Genomic DNA, 17,302 nt, shown 5'->3' on the forward strand with positions numbered 1-17,302 from the left:
GAGTGTCTGACACCGTTGACTGGAGTTGACGTAACCGCAGGCGGACGCGCGAGTGGGGGGACATGGCCTCGCCGACAGGCGACCCGCGCCCAGGTGGTCCTGTCGCGGCGTTCAGACGCCAGGAACCGCCGATCAAGGCCGCGGGAATCGCGATGATCGGCACCCTGGGCGCCTGCGTGATCGCCGCCACGGTGGCACCGCAGTGAGTTCTGTCGGGGTTCACCCACCCACTCGCAACAGGAGCTTGCCCGTGCTGCTCCGCGTCCCCATCAGCCGGTGGGCCTCCTCCGCCTCCGCGAGGCCGAACTCCGCGGTCACCGGCAGGGATACGGATCCGTCGACCACCGTACGGAACGCACGCTCGGCGATCTCGCGCAGTGCGGCAGGTGCCGTCTTGGCCAGGCCGAGGATGGAGAAACCGGCGACCGACAGGCCCGTCGGGTAGAGCTCCGGTTGCCCTACCGTCCACGGCTCCGCCGAGCTCGCGTTGCCGAAGGAGACCAGGCGGCCGAAGGGGGCCAGGGAGGCGAGGGCGGCGCGCAGGGTGTCGCCGCCGACGGGGTCCAGGGCGAGGTCGACCCCGCTGCCGTCCGTCGCGGCCCGTACTTCTTGTGCGAAGGAGCCGACGAAGACCTCGTCGTAGCCGTGGCCCAGCGCGTACTTCGCCTTGGCCTCGGCGGACACCACGCCGTACACCGCTCCGGCCCCCGCGGCCTTCGCCAGCTGCCCGAGCACGGTGCCGACGCCGCCCGCCGCGCCCTGCACGAGGACGGTCTCACCGGGCTGCAGCCGCCCCACGGTGTGCAGCAGGGCGTACGCGGTCGGCACGACGGTCGGGAGCGTGGCGCCGGTGCGCAGGTCGACGCCGTCGGGGAGCGGGAAGACGGTCACCGCGTCGGCCACGACCACGTCCGCGTACGCGGACCCCTCGGTCAGCGCGGCGACCTCCTGCCCGGCCTCGAGGCCCTCGACGCCCGGGCCGACGGACCGGATCCGTCCGGACACCTCGAGCCCCGGCACGAAGGGGAGACTCGGCACCCGATACCCCTCGGACCTCGCCTTGAGGTCGGCGAAGTTCACGCCGGTGTACGCGACGTCGATGCTCACCTGCCCGGGGCCCGGATCGGGTACATCGGCCTCCACCATCTTCAGGACCTCGGGACCGCCGTACTCCTGGAACTGGACCGCGCGCATGGCACACCCCTGACAAGTGCTCGACTGTTCAACGGAAAGCGAACACTCGGGAGTGTATGGTTTTCATCGAACACTCGGCAAGTGCCGTGGCATGGACGCAGGGAGGCGGGCGTGGCGCAGCGCACCAGTCATCGGGTGGCCCCCGAGCACACCCACCCCGACGAGGTCCCCGTCCAGACGGCCCTCGCCGCCCTCGCGGATCCCGTACGCATCCAGCTCGTACGGGAGCTGGCGGGCTCCGCCGAGTGGAGCCGCAGCTGTGGCAGCTTCGACGTGCCCGTCGGCAAGGCCGCCCTCAGCCATCACTTCACCGTCCTGCGCGGCGCGGGGATCGTCGAGCAGCGCGACGAGGGCCCCAGGCGCGTCAATCGGCTCAGGCGGGAAGAGTTCGACACCCGCTTCCCCGGCCTCCTCGCGCTCGTCCTCCGCGAGGAGTCGCCGGGGCGGCGATAGCCGCGCCCCGCCGCGTCGATCGCGCAGTTGCGCAGCCGGCCGGGTGGCCGGTGTGCCGTCGGGAGCGTCCCGCTCGGTTCGCGGCGTGATCCCTGTCGGTGTGAGCCCTGGTCGCGGGGTGGTCGGCCGGCGCGACGGTGGGGCTGCAGGCCCTGGGCTGCCGGGCACATCACGTGCTGTTCCGGTCGGCGATCCAGGCGTGATCGTGTCCCGCCGGGGTGGCCCTCCGCTCGTGATCGTGCCCGGCCGGAGTGGCCCTCCGATTGCGGCCGAGGCGACGCCAACTTAGCGTCGGGACGTCGGAATTCTGCCGACAGGTCCACATAAATCCCTTATGTCGACCTTCTCGTCGTACCATCGAACGGAGCATTCATGTCGGTGATGACCGGTCCCCAGCCCCTGCAGCAGTTCGGTCAGCAGATCGGCGGCGCCCCGCAGCAGCAGATCGGGCAGGTGGTCCAGCAGGCGATCCAGCAGGCGTGTCAGCAGGCCAGCCAGCAGATCGCGCAGCGGATGCAGCAGACGCTGCAGCAGATCCAGCAGGTCCAGCAGCAGCTCCAGCAGCAGGGTCTGGCCCAACAGGCCCACCCGTACCTGGCGCTCGCGCTGCACCACACGCTGCACGCGGGCGTCCGCTCCGCTGTGGAGCAGTCCGTGCAGCAGGCGCTGCCGACCGCGATCGTGACGCTGCTCCAGCAGAGCCAGCAGGGTCAGCAGGGTCAGCAGGGTCAGCAGGGTCAGCAGGGTCAGCAGAGCTTCCAGGGCCAGCAGGGCCTGGGCCAGCAGGGCATGGGCCAGCAGGGCATGGGCCAGCAGGGCCAGCAGCCGTGGGGCGGCGGGTTCGGCCAGCAGTCGTACGGCCAGCAGTTCCCGCAGTCCGGCTTCGGCTACGGCCAGATGGGTCAGCCCTTCGGCATCGGCTGATCCTGGCGGCGCGTGATGCGGTGTGCCCGGAGTTCCCGGGCACACCGCATCACCGTGGAAGCGCGGGATCACCGTGGAAGCCCCGGCCGCCCGTCGCCGGATCAGGAGCACAAATTACGAGCTAGGCGTGGTGAAGGTGGACGTAATGGTCAAGGAAAGGCCCGCAAACAACCGCGAGAGCGCGTCCGAGGGCGCGGGGGCAGGTGGGCGGGGACCCGAGGGCGGACAAACGGGGCCGCGCAAGGAACGCGCGAAGTCGTCGCGCCCGGTGCAGCCGCGCCGGGAGCGGTTCTTGGTGACATCGCTGCCGCAGAATCTGCTCCCACCGGGTGTGCCCGAACTCGGCATGGACGCGGTGTGCGACCAACTGGACCGGATGCCCGAGGTCAAGGTGATCCGCAGAATCCGGCCGTCGGAGAAGCTCCAGTCGGTCGGGCTGCCCCCCTCCTGCCCGGAAGTCGCGGTCGTCGAGGCGGCCGAGACCCAGGTGCCGGCGATGCGGTCGCTGCACCTGCACATCGAGCAGGACCTGCCGCTGGCCGGAACGGGGCTCGCCGCCATGCCGACCGCGGGGATTCTGCCCCTGCGCGATCCGGGGCTGGTCATGCCGCTGGAAGAACCTGTGGACATCTCGTTGCGCGTGTGCGGCCCGGACGGCGAACCGCTGGCCGGCGCGGGAGTGTTCCTGATCGGGGCGACATGGCCGGGCCAGGGCATCACCGGCGCCGACGGGACGGTCACCGTCACGCTGGCGACGGAGACCGCGCAGTCCGTCCAGGCCCTGTACGTCCGGCCCGCGGGCGGTTACACGGACCGCTGGATCCACCGCCCCGACCTGTCGGCGACCGGGGAGAACCTCGTCACCCTCACCCCGTTGGCCGAGGTGTACCCGGAGCTGGAGAAGCGGCAGCAGTACGGCTGGGGCCAGCAGGCCATGCGGCTGGACCGGCTGCCCCCCACGTTCCGCGCCTTCGGCGTCAAGATCGCGCTCATCGGTTCGGGCGTCAGCGCCGAGCACCCCGATCTGAAGGAACGGGTGCGCTCCGGGGTCGATCTCGTGCGCGGCACGGACGACGGATGGGCCCACGACATGGTGGGCAGCGGTACGCACGTGGCGGGCATCATCGCCGGGGCGGACACCGGCAAGGGCATCATCGGAATCGCGGTCGACGCCGAGATCGAGGTCTGCCAGGTGACGCCCGACGGGCATTTGAGCGACCTCATCACCGCTTTGGACCACTGCATCGACCGCGAGGTCGACATCGCCCACATCGCGGTGGCCACCCCGTACTCGTCGGCGCTGGTCTCACGCAAACTCGCCGACGCCAACGCGGCGGGCATCGCCTGCGTCGCCCCGACGGGCGACACCGGCGGGCCGGTCGCCTTCCCGGGCTCACTGCCCACCGTCTTCGCCGTGGGCGCGCTGGGAGTCTTCGGCTCGTACCCGCAGGACACCTCTCAAGCCACCCATTCGGGGCCCCAGTTGACACCGGAAGGGTTGTTCGCGGCGCCGTTCAGCGGCTACGGCCCGGGTATCGACGCGGTCGCCCCCGGTGTGGCGGTCATGTCGTGCGCCCCACAGGGCGGCTACGCGGCCCTCGACGGCACCGGCACGGCCTCGGCCCACGTCGCCGGTCTCGCCGCCCTCGTTCTCGCTCACCACGAGGACTTCCACGGTCAGCTGCTGCCCCGCGGACCTGGCCGGGTGCAGCACCTGTTCGAGATCATCGCGGCCAGCTGCCGCCAGTTGGCTTTCCCGGGCACGGCGGAAGGGGCCCGGGTCGGACGCGGTTTGCCCGACGCTCTCGTCGCCCTCGGCCTGGCCCCCGGAGTGCAGCTCGCTCCGGCCCTGTCGCCGTACGCCGCGTCCATGGCCGGTTAGGCCTGTCCCCGGGGCACACCCGCAGAACGGCACCCGTCGCGAGGGCCGGGTGCCGTTCTGCGTGCCAGGACAACGCACTTGGCCCCTGCGCAGCGCAGCGCTCACCGCGAAGCCGACCAGGCAGGTGAGGTCGCCGAAGGACGGGTGGTGCCTACGCATCCAGCTCTTGGACCAAGTGGACCAAGGGGCTGGAGGGCTCGGCCGGCTCCAGGACCGCGTAGTCCGCGAAGTTGCGCCGGTAACGCGTGTGCCGGGTCTCCTGGGTGTGTCTGCGCTGCCACTCCTCGACCTGCGCCGGATCGTGGCGCGGGCCCGACCCGGCGCCGCAGTCGGCCTCGTCCCCCGAGACGCAGCACGCCTCGTACTCCGGCTCCGCCGTCGCGTCCTGCACGATCGAGTAGGGCACGTAGCGGAAGATGCGGCGGCGGGCCGGTGCGCCGCCGTGTTCCCGGCGCCGGTGCTGGCGCAGCAGCACGTTCGCATCGGTCTCCGCGCTGCCGTCGAAGGCGGCCCGTGCCCCGTCGCGCCGGCCGGCGAGTTCCTCGCACGCCACGCAGCCGGGCACGGGAGCGGGCGGTCGGTCCGCGTCCTCCGGCCGATGTGGCGCCACGGCCCCTTCCCGGGAACGGTCGTTGGCGGCCTTCACCTCGGCGCTCAGTCGTTCCTCCCGCGTCGCCGCGCGGATCGACGCCGGGTCCGCCTCCCACTCCCGGCCGCCGCCGACGGGGCGCAGCATCGCGTACGGGCCTGTCTTGTCCCGGTACTCGCCCACCCTGCGTGACTGTGGGTCGTAGACGAGTGCTCCCGGCTCCAACTGCTCCGCCTGTTCGGCCATGTTCGCTCCGACTGATCCGTAACTCTGGGTGTGCCAAGCGTTGCTGAGGGGAACGGTCGGTATCAACGCCGGACGCGTGACAGTGGCCCACTGTCACGGAGGGGATGCCATGACCCGACGCAACGCCGAGGGAGGGGCGGCGTCCAGTACCGCCGCCGTGTTCGGTGAGGTGCTGAAGCACTTCCGCGAGGCCGCGCTCCTCACTCAGGAGGGCCTCGCGCGCGAGATCCCGTGCGACCGGTCGCACGTGGCGCGCGTCGAGGCGGGCACGCGGGTGCCGCAGGACATGTTCGCGAAGCGGTGCGACGAACTGCTCGGCACGGGTGGGGTGTTGGCGCGGCTGTGGGGGCGGATCGACTGGTATCCGCAGGTGGAGCATCCGGATTGGTTCCGGCGCCGGGCGGAGATGGATGCGGTGGCTATCACCCTGCGGGAGTATCAAGAGCGCGTCATTCCAGGTCTGTTGCAGACGGAAGACTATGCGCGGGCACTGTTCTCACGACTCACGAGCGGCGATGAGATGGAGGAGCGCGTTCGGGCCCGACTGAGCCGGCAGCAGCGGTTCCTGGCTGACGGTGGTCCCTTGTACGTCGCTGTCCTGGACGAGAGCTGTCTGCGTAACGCGGTGGGGAGTCCGGCCGTCATGCGGGACCAGTGTGCACAGTTGCTCAATGTCGGTCGCCGTCCCAACATCCGTATTCACGTGGCCCCGGCGGACCGCCTCGGACTTGTCCGGCCCAGCGGCTCCATGTCGTTGATCAAGTTGCCCGACGGGCGTGAATGGGTCTACTCGGAGTCGCTGGACCGTGGCCATTTCAACGACGCTCCGGCCGTCTTCGCGCGGCACAGCCAGACCTATGATGTGCTCAGGGCGGACGCTCCGTCAGCTCCCGAGTCCGCCGCTCTGATCAGCGATGCTATGGAGAGGTACGAGCACGATGAACAGGTACGAACTCGGCGCGGCGACCTGGATCAAGAGCAGCTACAGCGACGCCAACGGCGGCAACTGCGTCGAGGTGGCGACCTGGATCAAGAGCAGCTACAGCGGCGACAATGGCGGCGACTGCATAGAGATAGCCCCCGGTATCCCCGGCATCGTCCCCGTCCGCGACAGCAAGAACCCTGACGGGCCGGTCCTGTTGATCCCCTACTCCGCCTGGTCGGCGTTCACGGCTGCTCTGCGCTGACCGACCGCCAGATCCTGTCCGGAAGGACACGCGCCGCCTCGTCGAGGTCGACGTCGTCGGTGCCGGAGAGCCGGCGGCGGGCGACGGCGACGACGGGGCCCAGGACCAGGGACTCGATCAGGGCCGGGGGAGCGGGGCGACCTCGCCGGACTCGATGTGTGTGCTCATCCACGCGGCGGACGGGGACAGCCCGGCCTGGGCGCGTCCCCCCGCCTGAGGGGGGAACGGGCGGGCCGCAGCCGGTCCGGTAGTGCCGGCGGACCAGCCATCCGCGCCACAACACCGGCAAGGCATCTCGCCTCACCGTTGCCGAGGCTGGCACTGTAAACACGTATGAAGGTGAGCGAAGTCGGACAAATTGACAGCTCGGTGCGGTGGAGGCTACTGCTGGCCAGCGCCACCATGCTTTTCGTCGAGCTGGCGCTGATCAGATGGGCGGGCGCCAACGTCGTCCACCTCAGCTACTTTTCGAACTTCATCCTGCTGGGGTCGTTCCTCGGTATCGGCCTCGGGTTCCTGATCCCCGCCGCGCGCGGGCAGTGGCTCAAACGCTGGGCACCGGTCCCGCTCGCGCTTCTCGTCGTCCTGGTGCGCGAGTATCCGGTGCAGGTGCGTCAGAGCAGCAGCCAGGTCATCTACTTCACCTCCGTGAAGACCACCGGCCTCCCCGAGTGGGTGACGCTGCCGGCCGTCTTCCTGCTGACCGCGGTGATCATGACCGCGATCGGCAAGATCGCCGCCGATTACTTCCGCCGGCTTCCCTCGCTCGATGCCTACCGCTACGACCTGCTCGGCAGCCTCACCGGCTCGGTGTCCTTCGCCCTGCTGTCCTGGCTTCGCGCCCCGTCGGTCGTGTGGGGCGTCCTCGCCGCCGCGGCCCTGCTGATCCTCGGCGGACGGCGCAACACCCTGCGGTACGGCATCCCCCTCACGGCCATGGTCGCTGCGCTGTTCGTGGAGACGATGACGGCCGGCATCTCCTGGTCGCCCTACTACAAGATCCAGCTCGCCGATCCCTTGATCTCCGTCAACGGCATCCCGCACCAGAGCATCGCGCCGCTCTCGGCGCTGTTGCAGGAGAACTCGCCCTACCGGCAGGCCTACGACCGGACGCCCGGCAACCCGCACAAGCGCGTGCTGGTCATCGGGGCCGGCAACGGCAATGACGTCGCGGTCGCGCTGGCCAACGGAGCGGAGCGCGTGGACGCGGTCGAGATCGATCCCCGGCTGCAGGAGATCGGCGCACAGCTGCACCCCGCGAAGCCGTACGACGACCCCAGGGTGCACGTGCACATCAACGACGGACGGGCCTTCCTGGAGCGGACGAACACCCGGTACGACCTCGTCATCCTGGCGCTGCCGGACTCGCTGACCCTGGTGGCCGGCGCGAGCAATCTGCGTCTGGAGAGCTACCTGTTCACCCAGCAGGCGTTCGAGGCCGCGCGCGACCACCTCGCGCCGCACGGCGCGTTCGCCATGTACAACTACTACCGGACGAGCTGGCTGGTCGACCGCTTCGCCGGCACCCTCGATGACGTCTACGGCCACGCCCCCTGCATGACGACGTTCGGCCGGAACGCGGCCGTACTGGTGGCCGGGATGACGACCGCCGACCAGTCCTGCGAGCAGATCTGGCGGCCCAGTGGCGCGGTCCCGGCGGCCGCGAGCGATGACCACCCTTTCCCGTACCTGCTCCACCGGAACATCCCCACGCTCTACCTGGGCGTGCTGGGCGCGATCCTGCTGGTGACGCTCCTGTCGGTGCGCCTGACCGGGGTTCGAATCCGAAGCGTGGTCCGCTACACCGACATGTTCCTGCTGGGCGCGGCCTTCCTGTTGCTCGAAACCAAGAACGTGATCAACTTCGCGCTCTACTTCGGTACGACCTGGCTGGTCAACGCCCTCGTCTTCATCGGCGTCCTGCTCGCCGTCCTCGCGGGGGTCGAGGTCCGGCGCCGGCTGCTGCGGGTCAACCAACTGCTGCTGCAACTGCTGCTCTTCGGCGCCCTCGCGGTGGCCTGGCTCGTCCCGGCGCACGCCGTGCTCTCGCTGCCCTTCGCCGCACGGCTCGCCGCCGCCATCGCCCTGGCCTTCGCCCCCATCTTCTGTGCCAACCTGATCTTCTCGGACCGCCTCGCGCTCGCCCCGGATCCGACATCCGCGTTCGGCGCGAACCTGCTGGGCGCACTGACCGGGGGCGCGCTCGAGTATCTGGCCCTGGTGACGGGCTATCAGGCGCTGCTGCTGGTCGTGGCCCTGCTGTACCTGGGGGCGTGCGTCGCCATGCGGTTCACCGGACGCGCAGCGACGCCGGTGCCGGACGATACGGTGGCCGTCAACAGATGACGACGAAGGCGGACGGCTTCTGCGGATCATCCGCAGGGGCACCGGGGCCGTCTCGACGGCGATGACCTTGTCGCCGTAGGCGGGGGCGAGGGTGCCGGTGGAGTCGGCGGGAGCAGTCGTCATGCGAGGTCAGTGTCCGGTTCCCGCCCGCCTCCGCACAGGGGCGCACTGTCCGCTTCAGCGAGCTCGAGGGCGTACGACCTGTAGGCATCGGCGCGGCCGATGACCCTATCGGCAGGACGCCCCACTGGCGCGTGGACCGCCCGCACCGCCCGCTCGTAGCTTCGTCGGCATGACCTCACAGAACAAGGGCACGGCCCAGCTGACGACCGCGATGGTGCTCTCCGGCACCCTCGGCGTCTTCGTCGTCGAGTCGGGCGCCTCGCCCTTCAACGTCGTCTTCTTCCGTGTCCTGTTCGGCGCCCTGGCGCTGGGCTCGTACGTCGTCGCCCGCGGCTGGCTGCGCGGCCACGGCTTCACTCCGCGCACTCTGGGCCTGGCCGTCCTCGGCGGCGTGTTCATCGTCTTCAACTGGGTCTTCCTCTTCCAGGCCTACGAGAACACGTCGATCTCCGTCGCTACGGTCGTCTACCACACCCAGCCGTTCTACGTGGTCCTGCTGGGTGCCCTGCTCTTCCGCGAACGGCTCAGCGCGGCCAAGGTCGGCTGGGTGGCCGTGGCCTTCGCGGGGCTGATCCTCGTCTCGGGCGTCACGCCCGGCGACTTCACGAGCGGCGGATCGTATGTCGTCGGCGTCGGCCAGGCCCTCCTCGCCGCGCTCCTCTACGGTCTGTCCACCCTGGTCACCAAGCGCATCACGGGCGTCCGCCCGCACCTCATCGCCCTCGTCCAAGTCCTCGTCGGCATCCCGCTGCTGCTCCCCTTCGCCGACTTCGGCGCGATGCGCGGCGAGGGCGCGGACTGGGGCTGGCTGGTCGGGCTCGGGGTCATCCACACCGGGCTGATGTACGTCCTGATGTACGCCGCGTACGCCAAGCTGCCGACCTCGAAGATCGCCGTGCTCGCCTTCACCTATCCGGCCGTCGCGATGGTCATGGACTGGGCGGTGTACGGCCACCACATCGGGCTCGTCCAGGCGCTGGGCGTCCCGCTGATCGTGCTGGCGAGCCTGAAGGTCACCCTTCAGAGGGCTCCGAAGGGGCCGCGGACTCCTCGGACACCAGCCGCCGCGCCTGCTCCACGAACAGCCGCACATGTGCCGGAAGCCGCTTCCCCGACCGCCACGCCAACTGCGTCCGAAGCGTGAACGGCGGCTCCCACCGCAGTCGTACGAGAGCGCCCTCGGCGAGTTCGGCGGCGACCGTCACCTCGGGCAGCAGCGAGACCCCGAGACCGGCCGCCGCCGCGCGTTTGGTGGCCTCGATGGTGCCGAACTCCATGAAGGAAACCGGGTCTGTACCAAGGGAGTTGAGCTCCCGCTCGAACAAGTCCCGGTAGGCGCAGCCGGGTTCGGTCGCCAGCAGCGGCTGTCGTGCGAGGTCTGCCGTCCCGAGCGGTTTCCCGGCCAGCGGGTGCCCGGGCGCCGCCACCAGCGCCAGCGGTTCCACCGTCAGCACCTCGGACTCGAGCCCGACGTGCTCGGTCTCCTCCTCCATCAGGAAGCCCACGTCGTACGTGCCCTGACGCAGCGCCTGCCGGGTCTCGTCGCCGATGGTCGTGCGCAGCGAGAGGCGTACGCCCGGGTAGCGGTGGTGGAAGAACTCGAGGAGCGGTGGCAGACGGTACGACGTCAGCGACTCCATCGTCCCGACGGTCAGCGCGCCGACCGGCTCCTGGGTGCCGACGACCGCCGCCCGCGCCTCCTCGCTCAGCTCGATGATCTGCCGGGCGTAGGGGAGGAGTCGTTCACCCGCCTCCGTCAGCCGGATGCGGCTGCCGAGCCGGTCGAAGAGCTCCGTGCCGAGCGAGGATTCCAGGGCACGGATCTGACTGGTCACGCTGGACTGCGCGTACGTCAGCTCGGCGGCGGCCCGCGTGAAGCTCAGCACGGTCGCGACCTTTTCGAACGTGACCAGCAGCCGCAGCTCCATCAGCCCTCGGACTCCTCACCCCGCTCGCGCCGCCGCAGCTCCTCCTCGCGGCGCCGCAGGTCGGCCTCCCAGTCCTTCAGGAGTGCCTCGTCCTTGCGGTGCTCCGCCTTGAGGGAGTTGAGGAACTCGGGGTTGTCGTCGGGCGCGACGTACTGCGTGCGGTGGTTGCGATGCCACTCGGAGGGCGTGGAACCGCCCGCCGGACCCCGCCGATTCCTGCCCGCGACCAGCCAGGCGATCGGGCCGACCAGCACCTCGCCGAAAAGCAGGATGATGATGACCCACACCACCTTGGGCAGGCCCCTGACCTCTTCCTCCGGCGTGTTCAGGCAGTCGATGAAGGCGTAGATCCACAGCGCCAGGACCAGCAGAAACGGCAGATACCTGAGCATGGCCGAACGTTCCCCCAGTGAGCTACGGCGGGGCGGCACAGGGCCCCGGTGACGGGCACAGGGTAGCCGGTGGCAGATACTTGGACACATGGCTTACGACGATCTTCGCTCGCTGCTCCGGGCGCTGGAGCGCGAGGGCGACCTCAAGCGCATCAAGGCCGAGGTGGACCCGTATCTGGAGGTCGGGGAGATCGTCGACCGGGTCCAGAAGGCCGGTGGGCCCGCGCTGCTCTTCGAGAGCGTGCGCGGCTCCGCGATGCCACTCGCCATGAACGTCTTCGGGACCGACCGGAGGCTGCTGAAGGCGCTCGGGCTGAAGTCGTACGGCGAGATCTCCGAGAAGATCGGCGGGCTGCTCAAGCCCGAGCTGCCGCACGGGTTCGTCGGGGTGCGCGAGGCCTTCGGGAAGCTCGGCGCGATGACCCACGTACCGCCGAAGAAGGTGAAGGAAGCGCCGGTCCAGGAGGTGGTGCTGCGCGGCGACGACGTCGACCTCGACACCCTCCCCGCGCTCTTCACCTGGCCGCAGGACGGCGGCTCCTTCTTCAACCTCGGGCTCACCCACACCAAGGACCCGGAGAGCGGCATCCGCAACCTCGGGCTCTACCGCCTCCAGCGCCACGACAAGCGCACCATCGGCATGCACTGGCAGATCCACAAGGACAGCCGGAACCACTACCAGGTGGCGGCGAGACGGGGAGAGCGACTGCCCGTCGCGATCGCCTTCGGCTGCCCCCCGGCCGTGACGTACGCCTCCACCGCCCCGCTCCCGGGCGACATCGACGAGTACCTCTTCGCCGGGTTCATCCAGGGCAAGCGGATCGAGATGGTGGACTGCAAGACGGTGCCGCTCCAGGTCCCGGCGCAGGCCGAGGTCGTGCTGGAGGGGTGGCTGGAGCCGGGCGAGATGCTGCCCGAGGGGCCGTTCGGCGACCACACCGGGTTCTACACGCCGCAGGAGCCGTTCCCGGCCCTCAAGATCGACTGCGTCACCATGCGGAAGCGGCCCTTGCTCCAGTCGATCGTCGTGGGCCGGCCCCCGACGGAAGACGGACCTCTCGGTCGGGCGACGGAGCGGTTCTTCCTCCCGCTCCTCAAGATCATCGTGCCGGACATCGTGGACTATCACCTCCCCGAGGCGGGCGGCTTCCACAACTGCGCGATCGTCGCGATCGACAAGAAGTACCCCAAGCACGCCCAAAAGGTGATGCATGCCATCTGGGGCGCACACATGATGTCCCTGACGAAGCTCATCGTGGTCGTCGACTCGGACTGCGATGTGCACGATCTGCACGAGGTCGCGTGGCGGGCGCTGGGGAACACCGACTACGGCCGTGACCTCACCGTCGTGGAAGGGCCGGTCGACCACCTCGACCACGCCTCCTACCAGCAGTTCTGGGGCGGCAAGGCGGGCATCGACGCAACGAAGAAGTGGCCCGAGGAGGGCTACACCCGGGACGGCGGCTGGCCCGAGATGGTGCTGTCCGACCCGGAGACGGCGGCGAAGGTCGACCGCCGTTGGAAGGAGTACGGCCTGTGAGTTCAGCTTCCGCGGCGCTTCCGCAGCCGGGCCGCACCAAGGCGTTCCTGCGCCTCGTCATGATCGAGCACTCGGTGTTCGCGCTGCCGTTCGCGTACATCGCCGCGCTCACCGCGATGTTCCAGTGGGACAAGAACATCCACTGGGGGCGGCTGCTGCTCGTCACGATCGCGATGGTCGGGCTGCGCACGTTCGCCATGGCGGCGAACCGAATCATCGATCGCGAGATCGACGCCCGCAATCCCCGTACGGCCCATCGCGAACTGGTCACCGGCGCGATGTCGGTGAAGCACGCGTGGACGGGCGCGCTGGTCGCTCTGGTCTTCTTCCTCGGCGCGGCGGCGCTGCTGAACCCCCTGTGTCTCGCGCTGGCCCCCATCGCGGTCATCCCGATGGTCGTCTACCCGTACGGCAAGCGGTTCACGAACTTCCCGCAGGCCATCCTCGGGCTCGCCCAGGCGATGGGCCCGATCGGCGGCTGGCTGGCGATCTCCGGCGAGTGGTCCTGGAACGCCGTCGTCCTCGGGCTCGCCGTGGGCGTCTGGATCGGCGGCTTCGACCTGATCTACGCCTGCCAGGACGTCGAGACGGACCGCGAGATCGGCGTGCTGTCGGTGCCGGCGCGCTTCGGCATCCCGGCCGCGATCTGGGGCGCCCGGGGCTGTCACGCCGTCACCACGGCCCTCTTCGTCTGGTACGCGGTGGCCACCGGTGCCGGTGCCTTCTTCTGGCTCGGCCTGGTGATCGTCGCGGGTGCCTTCCTCTACGAGCACTCCATCGTCAAGCCGCACGATCTGTCCCGCCTCAATCGCGCGTTCTTCAGCGTCAACGGTTTCATCGGCATCGCCCTGTTCGTCTGCGCCCTGCTCGATCTGCTGGTGCGCGGGCTCACGGTCTGAATCTCGGCGGTGGCCGGATAGGCTCGACATCATGAAGCCAGGACAGACGCAGCGCCGGCCTTGGATCGTGGGGGTGTCGGGTGCCTCCGGTACGCCGTACGCCGCCGCTGTGCTGCGTGCGCTTCTGGAGGCGGGGGAGAGCGTCGACCTGGTGGTCTCGCGCGCTTCCCGGCTCACCCTGCTCGACGAGACCGGCCTGCCCTTCCGCGACGCGCACTGGCGCAGCGACCTGCGGGAATGGCTGGCCCGGGGCGCCGACGGCAAGCCCGGCACCTTCGACGCCTTCGAGGGACGTCTGGACGCCGTACGGCACTGGAGCGCGGGCGACTTGGCGGCGGGGCCGTCCTCCGGCTCGTACCCAGCGAAGGGCATGCTCATCGTGCCCGCCTCGACGGCCTGTGTGGCCGGAGTCGCCCTCGGGCTCTCGAAGGACCTGCTGCAGCGCGCCGCGAGCGTCACGCTCAAGGAGGGGCGCAGGCTCGTCGTCGCCGTCCGCGAGACCCCGCTGAACGGGCCGACGCTGCGGCACCTGGTCTCCCTGGACGACGCGGGCGCGATCGTGCTGCCCGCCTCGCCGGCGTTCTACGCGGGGGCCACGCACATCCAGGACCTGGTGGACTTCGTCGCCGGACGGGTCCTCGACGCGGCGGGCGTCGAGCACGACCTGTACCGCCGGTGGGAGGGCGAACTGGGCGGCGGTTCGCGAGGCAGCACCACCTGAGCACCGAGCAGCACCCAGTCACTGAGCAGTACCCAGTCACTCAGCACTTTCAGGCACTTCAGGAACTCTTCAGACCTTTTCAGTGGAAGGCTTCGATCGCATGGACGCGGTGGACAGGCAGCTCATCCAGGCCCTGAGGGAGAACGGCCGGGCCTCCTACGCGGAGCTGGGGCGCCTCGTCGGTCTGTCGGGACCCAGCGTCACCGACCGCATCAACCGGCTGGAGGCCGCGGGCGTCATCACCGGCTACCGCGCGACGGTCGACTCGGCCTCGCTCGGCCTCGGCGTCACCGCCCTGATCGGCATCTCGCTCTCCGACGCCGCCGACCACGAGGACGTGGCGCACCGGCTGCGGGACCTCAGCGAGATCGAGGACTGCTGGTTCATCGCGGGCGACGACTCGTTCATGCTCAAGGTGCGATCGAGCGACGTGGACGGGCTGGAGAAGACCATCCGGCGCCTGTCCGGGACGAAGGGCGTCTCCCGGACCCGCACGACGATCGTGCTCTCCACGAAGTGGGAGAACCGGGTCGGGGAACTGCCTGAAGAGGGCTAGGGCACGAAGTGCCTGATGGGGGCACCTCCTGCCCGAAGGGTGGGGGAGTACGGTTGTCGGGGTTCGTCACAGGGAGAGGTACACGCATGGATGTCGGGCTCAAGCGCGAGCTGGAGGACAAGGTCCGGGCCGGTGAGCGGCTGACCCGCGAGGACGGCATCGCGCTCTACGAGTCGGACGATCTGGCCTGGCTCGGCGGGCTCGCGCACGAGGTGCGCACCCGCAAGAACGGTGACGTGGTCCACTTCAACGTCAACCGTCACCTCAACATGACGAACGTGTGCACCGCGTCCTGCGCGTACTGCTCGTTCCAGCGCAAGCCGGGCGAGAAGGACGCGTACACGATGCGCATCGAGGAGGCCGTCCGCCTCGCCCAGGCGATGGAGAACGAGAACCTCACCGAGCTGCACATCGTCAACGGCCTGCACCCCAACCTGCCCTGGCGGTACTACCCTCGTTCGCTCAGCGAGCTGAAGAAGGCCCTGCCGAACGTCTCCCTGAAGGCCTTCACCGCCACGGAGATCCACCACTTCGAGACGATCTCCGGGCTGTCCGCGTCCGAGATCCTCGACGAGCTGATCGACGCGGGTCTGGAGTCGCTGACCGGCGGTGGCGCCGAGATCTTCGACTGGGAGGTCCGGCAGCACATCGTCGACCACCGCACCCACTGGGAGGACTGGTCGCGCATCCACCGCCTCGCGCACGACAAGGGTCTGAAGACCCCGTGCACGATGCTGTACGGCCACATCGAGGAGCCTCGCCACCGCGTCGACCACGTCCTGCGGCTGCGTGAGCTCCAGGACGAGACCGGCGGCTTCCAGGTCTTCATCCCGCTGCGCTACCAGCACGACTTCGTGGACATGAAGGACGGCAAGGTCCGCAACCGGCTGCAGGCACGCACGCAGATGGCGACGGGCGCGGAGGCCCTGAAGACCTTCGCGGTGTCCCGTCTCCTGTTCGACAACGTCCCGCACGTCAAGGTCTTCTGGGTCATGCACGGCGTGCAGACCGCGCAGCTCGCGCTCCAGCACGGCGCCGACGACATGGACGGCTCGGTCGTCGAGTACAAGATCACGCACGACGCGGACAACTACGGTACGCCGAACAAGCTGACCCGCGAGGACCTGCTCGACCTGATCCGTGACGCGGGCTTCCGGCCGGTGGAGCGGAACACGCGCTACGAGATCATCCGCGAGTACGACGGCCCCGACCCGGCGCGCCGGGAGTCGCCGCAGCCGATGCGGGTCTGAGCCCCCAGGGGCGGCGACCCGGTCTCAGCGGCCCGGATCGCGGAGCTTAGGCTCCATGACCATGGAGTTGTGCACGAAGCCGCGCTCGGGGCCGGCCACGGATCTGGACTTCCGGCTCGACCCCGAACTCACGGCCGGCCTCCTCGACGAGCTGACCCGGCTGTGGGCCGACGTCAGCAACGCGGGCGGCGCGGTCGGCTTCCCCGGCCGAGTGACGTACCACGAGGTACGCCCCGAGACCGACCGCTACGCGCGGACCGTCGCCGAGGGCCGGCACCGGCTGCTGGCCGGGTTCGACGGCGCGGGACGGCTGCGCGCCACGGCCTTCCTCGGCTTCAACACGCACCGGCTCCAGGACCACTTCGCCTGGGTGACCACGGTCATGGTGGACCCCGCGCTGCAGGGCGGCGGCCACGGCAGGGCGCTGCTGACCGCCGTCGAGGAGCACGCCCGGACGCTGGGCCTGGAGGCCCTCAAGCTGACGTGCCGGGGCGGTACGGGCCTGGAGCGCTTCTACGTCTCCTGCGGTTACCAGGAGGTGGGCCGGGTGCCCGGGGGACTGCGGGTCTCGGCGGACGACTACCGCGACGACATCATGATGTGGCTTCCCCTGCGCTGACATCGCCCGCTGACCCGGCCCCCGTTCAAGATCGTCGTCCAGGCATGCTTCACTGGACGGTGCCCTTTGGGAACATTCGATACGGAAGAGTGGATTGACATGGGCCGCTACACACTGATGCGCCTTGGTATCTTCGCGGGCTGCCTCGTGGTCGTCTGGGGCCTCGTCTACTCCGGTATCGCCCCGCGCGGGCTCGGCGACTCCAACTACATGTGGGTCGTCCTGCTCTCCCTGCTGATCTCCGCACCCATCAGCTTCGTCGTGCTGCGCAAGGAGCGCGACCGCGCCTCCGCCCAGGTCGTCGCGCGCGTGGACCGCATCAAGGCCAACCTGGAGAGCAACCGCAGCCAGGAGGACATCGCGGACGACGCGACGCACGGGGCGCAGGGCCAGACCTCGTAACGTTCCTTACCGCCCCCTATCCTCCCTGCCGCTCCTCACCGTCCCGGCCCG

General features: G+C 69.7%; 17 protein-coding genes and 3 pseudogenes. 15 read left to right on the top strand and 5 right to left on the bottom strand.

The genetic code is table 11. From position 1 onward, the window contains the following. Positions 1 to 62 precede the first annotated feature (62 nt). A complete protein-coding gene (locus tag ACIBK0_RS24175; RefSeq protein WP_399083541.1) occupies positions 63 to 206 on the top strand; it encodes a hypothetical protein in 144 nt (47 codons plus the stop codon). A gap of 13 nt (positions 207 to 219) precedes the next feature. Here the strand turns inward: ACIBK0_RS24175 and ACIBK0_RS24180 are convergent, their stop codons facing one another. Further along, complete coding sequence (locus ACIBK0_RS24180) at positions 220 to 1,194, bottom strand: zinc-binding alcohol dehydrogenase family protein (protein WP_399083544.1); 975 nt, start codon at positions 1,192 to 1,194, stop codon at positions 220 to 222. A gap of 111 nt (positions 1,195 to 1,305) precedes the next feature. Here ACIBK0_RS24180 and ACIBK0_RS24185 point away from each other — a divergent pair, with 111 nt between their 5' ends. The 3 genes from ACIBK0_RS24185 to ACIBK0_RS24195 all read left to right on the top strand — a co-directional run bounded on the left by ACIBK0_RS24185 (position 1,306) and on the right by ACIBK0_RS24195 (position 4,453). Continuing rightward, complete coding sequence (locus ACIBK0_RS24185; protein WP_399083547.1) at positions 1,306 to 1,647, top strand: ArsR/SmtB family transcription factor; 342 nt, start codon at positions 1,306 to 1,308, stop codon at positions 1,645 to 1,647. Positions 1,648 to 2,019: 372 nt separating this feature from the next. Continuing rightward, the gene (locus tag ACIBK0_RS24190) at positions 2,020 to 2,571 is read left to right on the top strand and encodes a hypothetical protein (protein ID WP_399083550.1); all 552 of its coding nucleotides are present in this window, start codon (positions 2,020 to 2,022) and stop codon (positions 2,569 to 2,571) included. A 295-nt stretch (positions 2,572 to 2,866) separates the two neighbouring features. Continuing rightward, on the top strand, positions 2,867 to 4,453 hold the full coding sequence (locus tag ACIBK0_RS24195; RefSeq protein ID WP_399083956.1) for a S8 family serine peptidase: 1,587 nt from the start codon (positions 2,867 to 2,869) through the stop codon (positions 4,451 to 4,453). Between the two features lie 151 nt (positions 4,454 to 4,604). Here the strand turns inward: ACIBK0_RS24195 and ACIBK0_RS24200 are convergent, their stop codons facing one another. Next, positions 4,605 to 5,288, bottom strand: coding sequence for a hypothetical protein (locus ACIBK0_RS24200; RefSeq protein WP_399083553.1), 684 nt, complete (start codon positions 5,286 to 5,288; stop codon positions 4,605 to 4,607). 109 nt (positions 5,289 to 5,397) lie between these two features. Between ACIBK0_RS24200 and ACIBK0_RS24205 the strand changes: the two are divergent. Continuing rightward, positions 5,398 to 6,189 (top strand): annotated as a pseudogene (locus ACIBK0_RS24205) (Scr1 family TA system antitoxin-like transcriptional regulator); the annotation flags it as partial. A gap of 37 nt (positions 6,190 to 6,226) precedes the next feature. Next, positions 6,227 to 6,475, top strand: coding sequence for a DUF397 domain-containing protein (locus ACIBK0_RS24210; protein ID WP_399083557.1), 249 nt, complete (start codon positions 6,227 to 6,229; stop codon positions 6,473 to 6,475). On the opposite strand, the pseudogene ACIBK0_RS24215 reads toward ACIBK0_RS24210, so the two are convergent. Beyond that, positions 6,456 to 6,634 (bottom strand): annotated as a pseudogene (locus ACIBK0_RS24215) (TetR/AcrR family transcriptional regulator); the annotation flags it as partial. The gene ACIBK0_RS24210 and the pseudogene ACIBK0_RS24215 sit on opposite strands and share 20 nt — an antisense overlap. Positions 6,635 to 6,808: 174 nt before the next feature. On the opposite strand from ACIBK0_RS24215, the gene ACIBK0_RS24220 reads away from it, so the two are divergent. Beyond that, complete coding sequence (locus ACIBK0_RS24220) at positions 6,809 to 8,821, top strand: spermidine synthase (protein ID WP_399083560.1); 2,013 nt, start codon at positions 6,809 to 6,811, stop codon at positions 8,819 to 8,821. 292 nt (positions 8,822 to 9,113) lie between these two features. Next, positions 9,114 to 10,088: a DMT family transporter gene (locus tag ACIBK0_RS24225; RefSeq protein WP_399083563.1), complete on the top strand. Its 975-nt coding sequence runs from the start codon at positions 9,114 to 9,116 to the stop codon at positions 10,086 to 10,088. On the opposite strand, the pseudogene ACIBK0_RS24230 reads toward ACIBK0_RS24225, so the two are convergent. Both ACIBK0_RS24230 and ACIBK0_RS24235 read right to left on the bottom strand, forming a co-directional pair. Next, positions 9,985 to 10,872, bottom strand: a pseudogene (locus tag ACIBK0_RS24230) (LysR family transcriptional regulator); the annotation flags it as partial. The gene ACIBK0_RS24225 and the pseudogene ACIBK0_RS24230 overlap by 104 nt on opposite strands. Continuing rightward, complete coding sequence (locus ACIBK0_RS24235) at positions 10,872 to 11,264, bottom strand: PLD nuclease N-terminal domain-containing protein (RefSeq protein ID WP_399083566.1); 393 nt, start codon at positions 11,262 to 11,264, stop codon at positions 10,872 to 10,874. The pseudogene ACIBK0_RS24230 and the gene ACIBK0_RS24235, both read right to left, overlap by 1 nt. 88 nt (positions 11,265 to 11,352) lie before the next feature. Here ACIBK0_RS24235 and ACIBK0_RS24240 point away from each other — a divergent pair, with 88 nt between their 5' ends. From ACIBK0_RS24240 to ACIBK0_RS24270, 7 genes are all read left to right on the top strand, one after another. Continuing rightward, entirely contained in the window at positions 11,353 to 12,804 is a 1,452-nt protein-coding gene (locus ACIBK0_RS24240) for a menaquinone biosynthesis decarboxylase (RefSeq protein ID WP_399083569.1), read from the top strand. Then, a complete protein-coding gene (gene mqnP / locus ACIBK0_RS24245; RefSeq protein ID WP_399083572.1) occupies positions 12,801 to 13,703 on the top strand; it encodes a menaquinone biosynthesis prenyltransferase MqnP in 903 nt (300 codons plus the stop codon). The genes ACIBK0_RS24240 and mqnP overlap by 4 nt, the downstream gene beginning before the upstream one ends. 31 nt (positions 13,704 to 13,734) lie before the next feature. Further along, positions 13,735 to 14,424 carry a UbiX family flavin prenyltransferase gene (locus ACIBK0_RS24250; protein WP_399083575.1) on the top strand — a complete coding sequence of 230 codons (690 nt, stop codon included), beginning with the start codon at positions 13,735 to 13,737 and terminating at the stop codon, positions 14,422 to 14,424. 100 nt (positions 14,425 to 14,524) lie between these two features. Further along, positions 14,525 to 14,980: an Lrp/AsnC family transcriptional regulator gene (locus ACIBK0_RS24255; RefSeq protein ID WP_399083577.1), complete on the top strand. Its 456-nt coding sequence runs from the start codon at positions 14,525 to 14,527 to the stop codon at positions 14,978 to 14,980. Between the two features lie 86 nt (positions 14,981 to 15,066). After that, the gene (gene mqnE / locus ACIBK0_RS24260) at positions 15,067 to 16,230 is read left to right on the top strand and encodes an aminofutalosine synthase MqnE (RefSeq protein WP_399083580.1); all 1,164 of its coding nucleotides are present in this window, start codon (positions 15,067 to 15,069) and stop codon (positions 16,228 to 16,230) included. Between the two features lie 55 nt (positions 16,231 to 16,285). Then, positions 16,286 to 16,849, top strand: coding sequence for a GNAT family N-acetyltransferase (locus tag ACIBK0_RS24265; RefSeq protein WP_399083583.1), 564 nt, complete (start codon positions 16,286 to 16,288; stop codon positions 16,847 to 16,849). Between the two features lie 99 nt (positions 16,850 to 16,948). Next, positions 16,949 to 17,251: a DUF4229 domain-containing protein gene (locus tag ACIBK0_RS24270; protein WP_399083586.1), complete on the top strand. Its 303-nt coding sequence runs from the start codon at positions 16,949 to 16,951 to the stop codon at positions 17,249 to 17,251. Positions 17,252 to 17,302 lie beyond the last annotated feature (51 nt).

It is taken from the genome of Streptomyces sp. NPDC050564, from assembly GCF_044457265.1.
GTDB lineage: Bacteria > Actinomycetota > Actinomycetes > Streptomycetales > Streptomycetaceae > Streptomyces.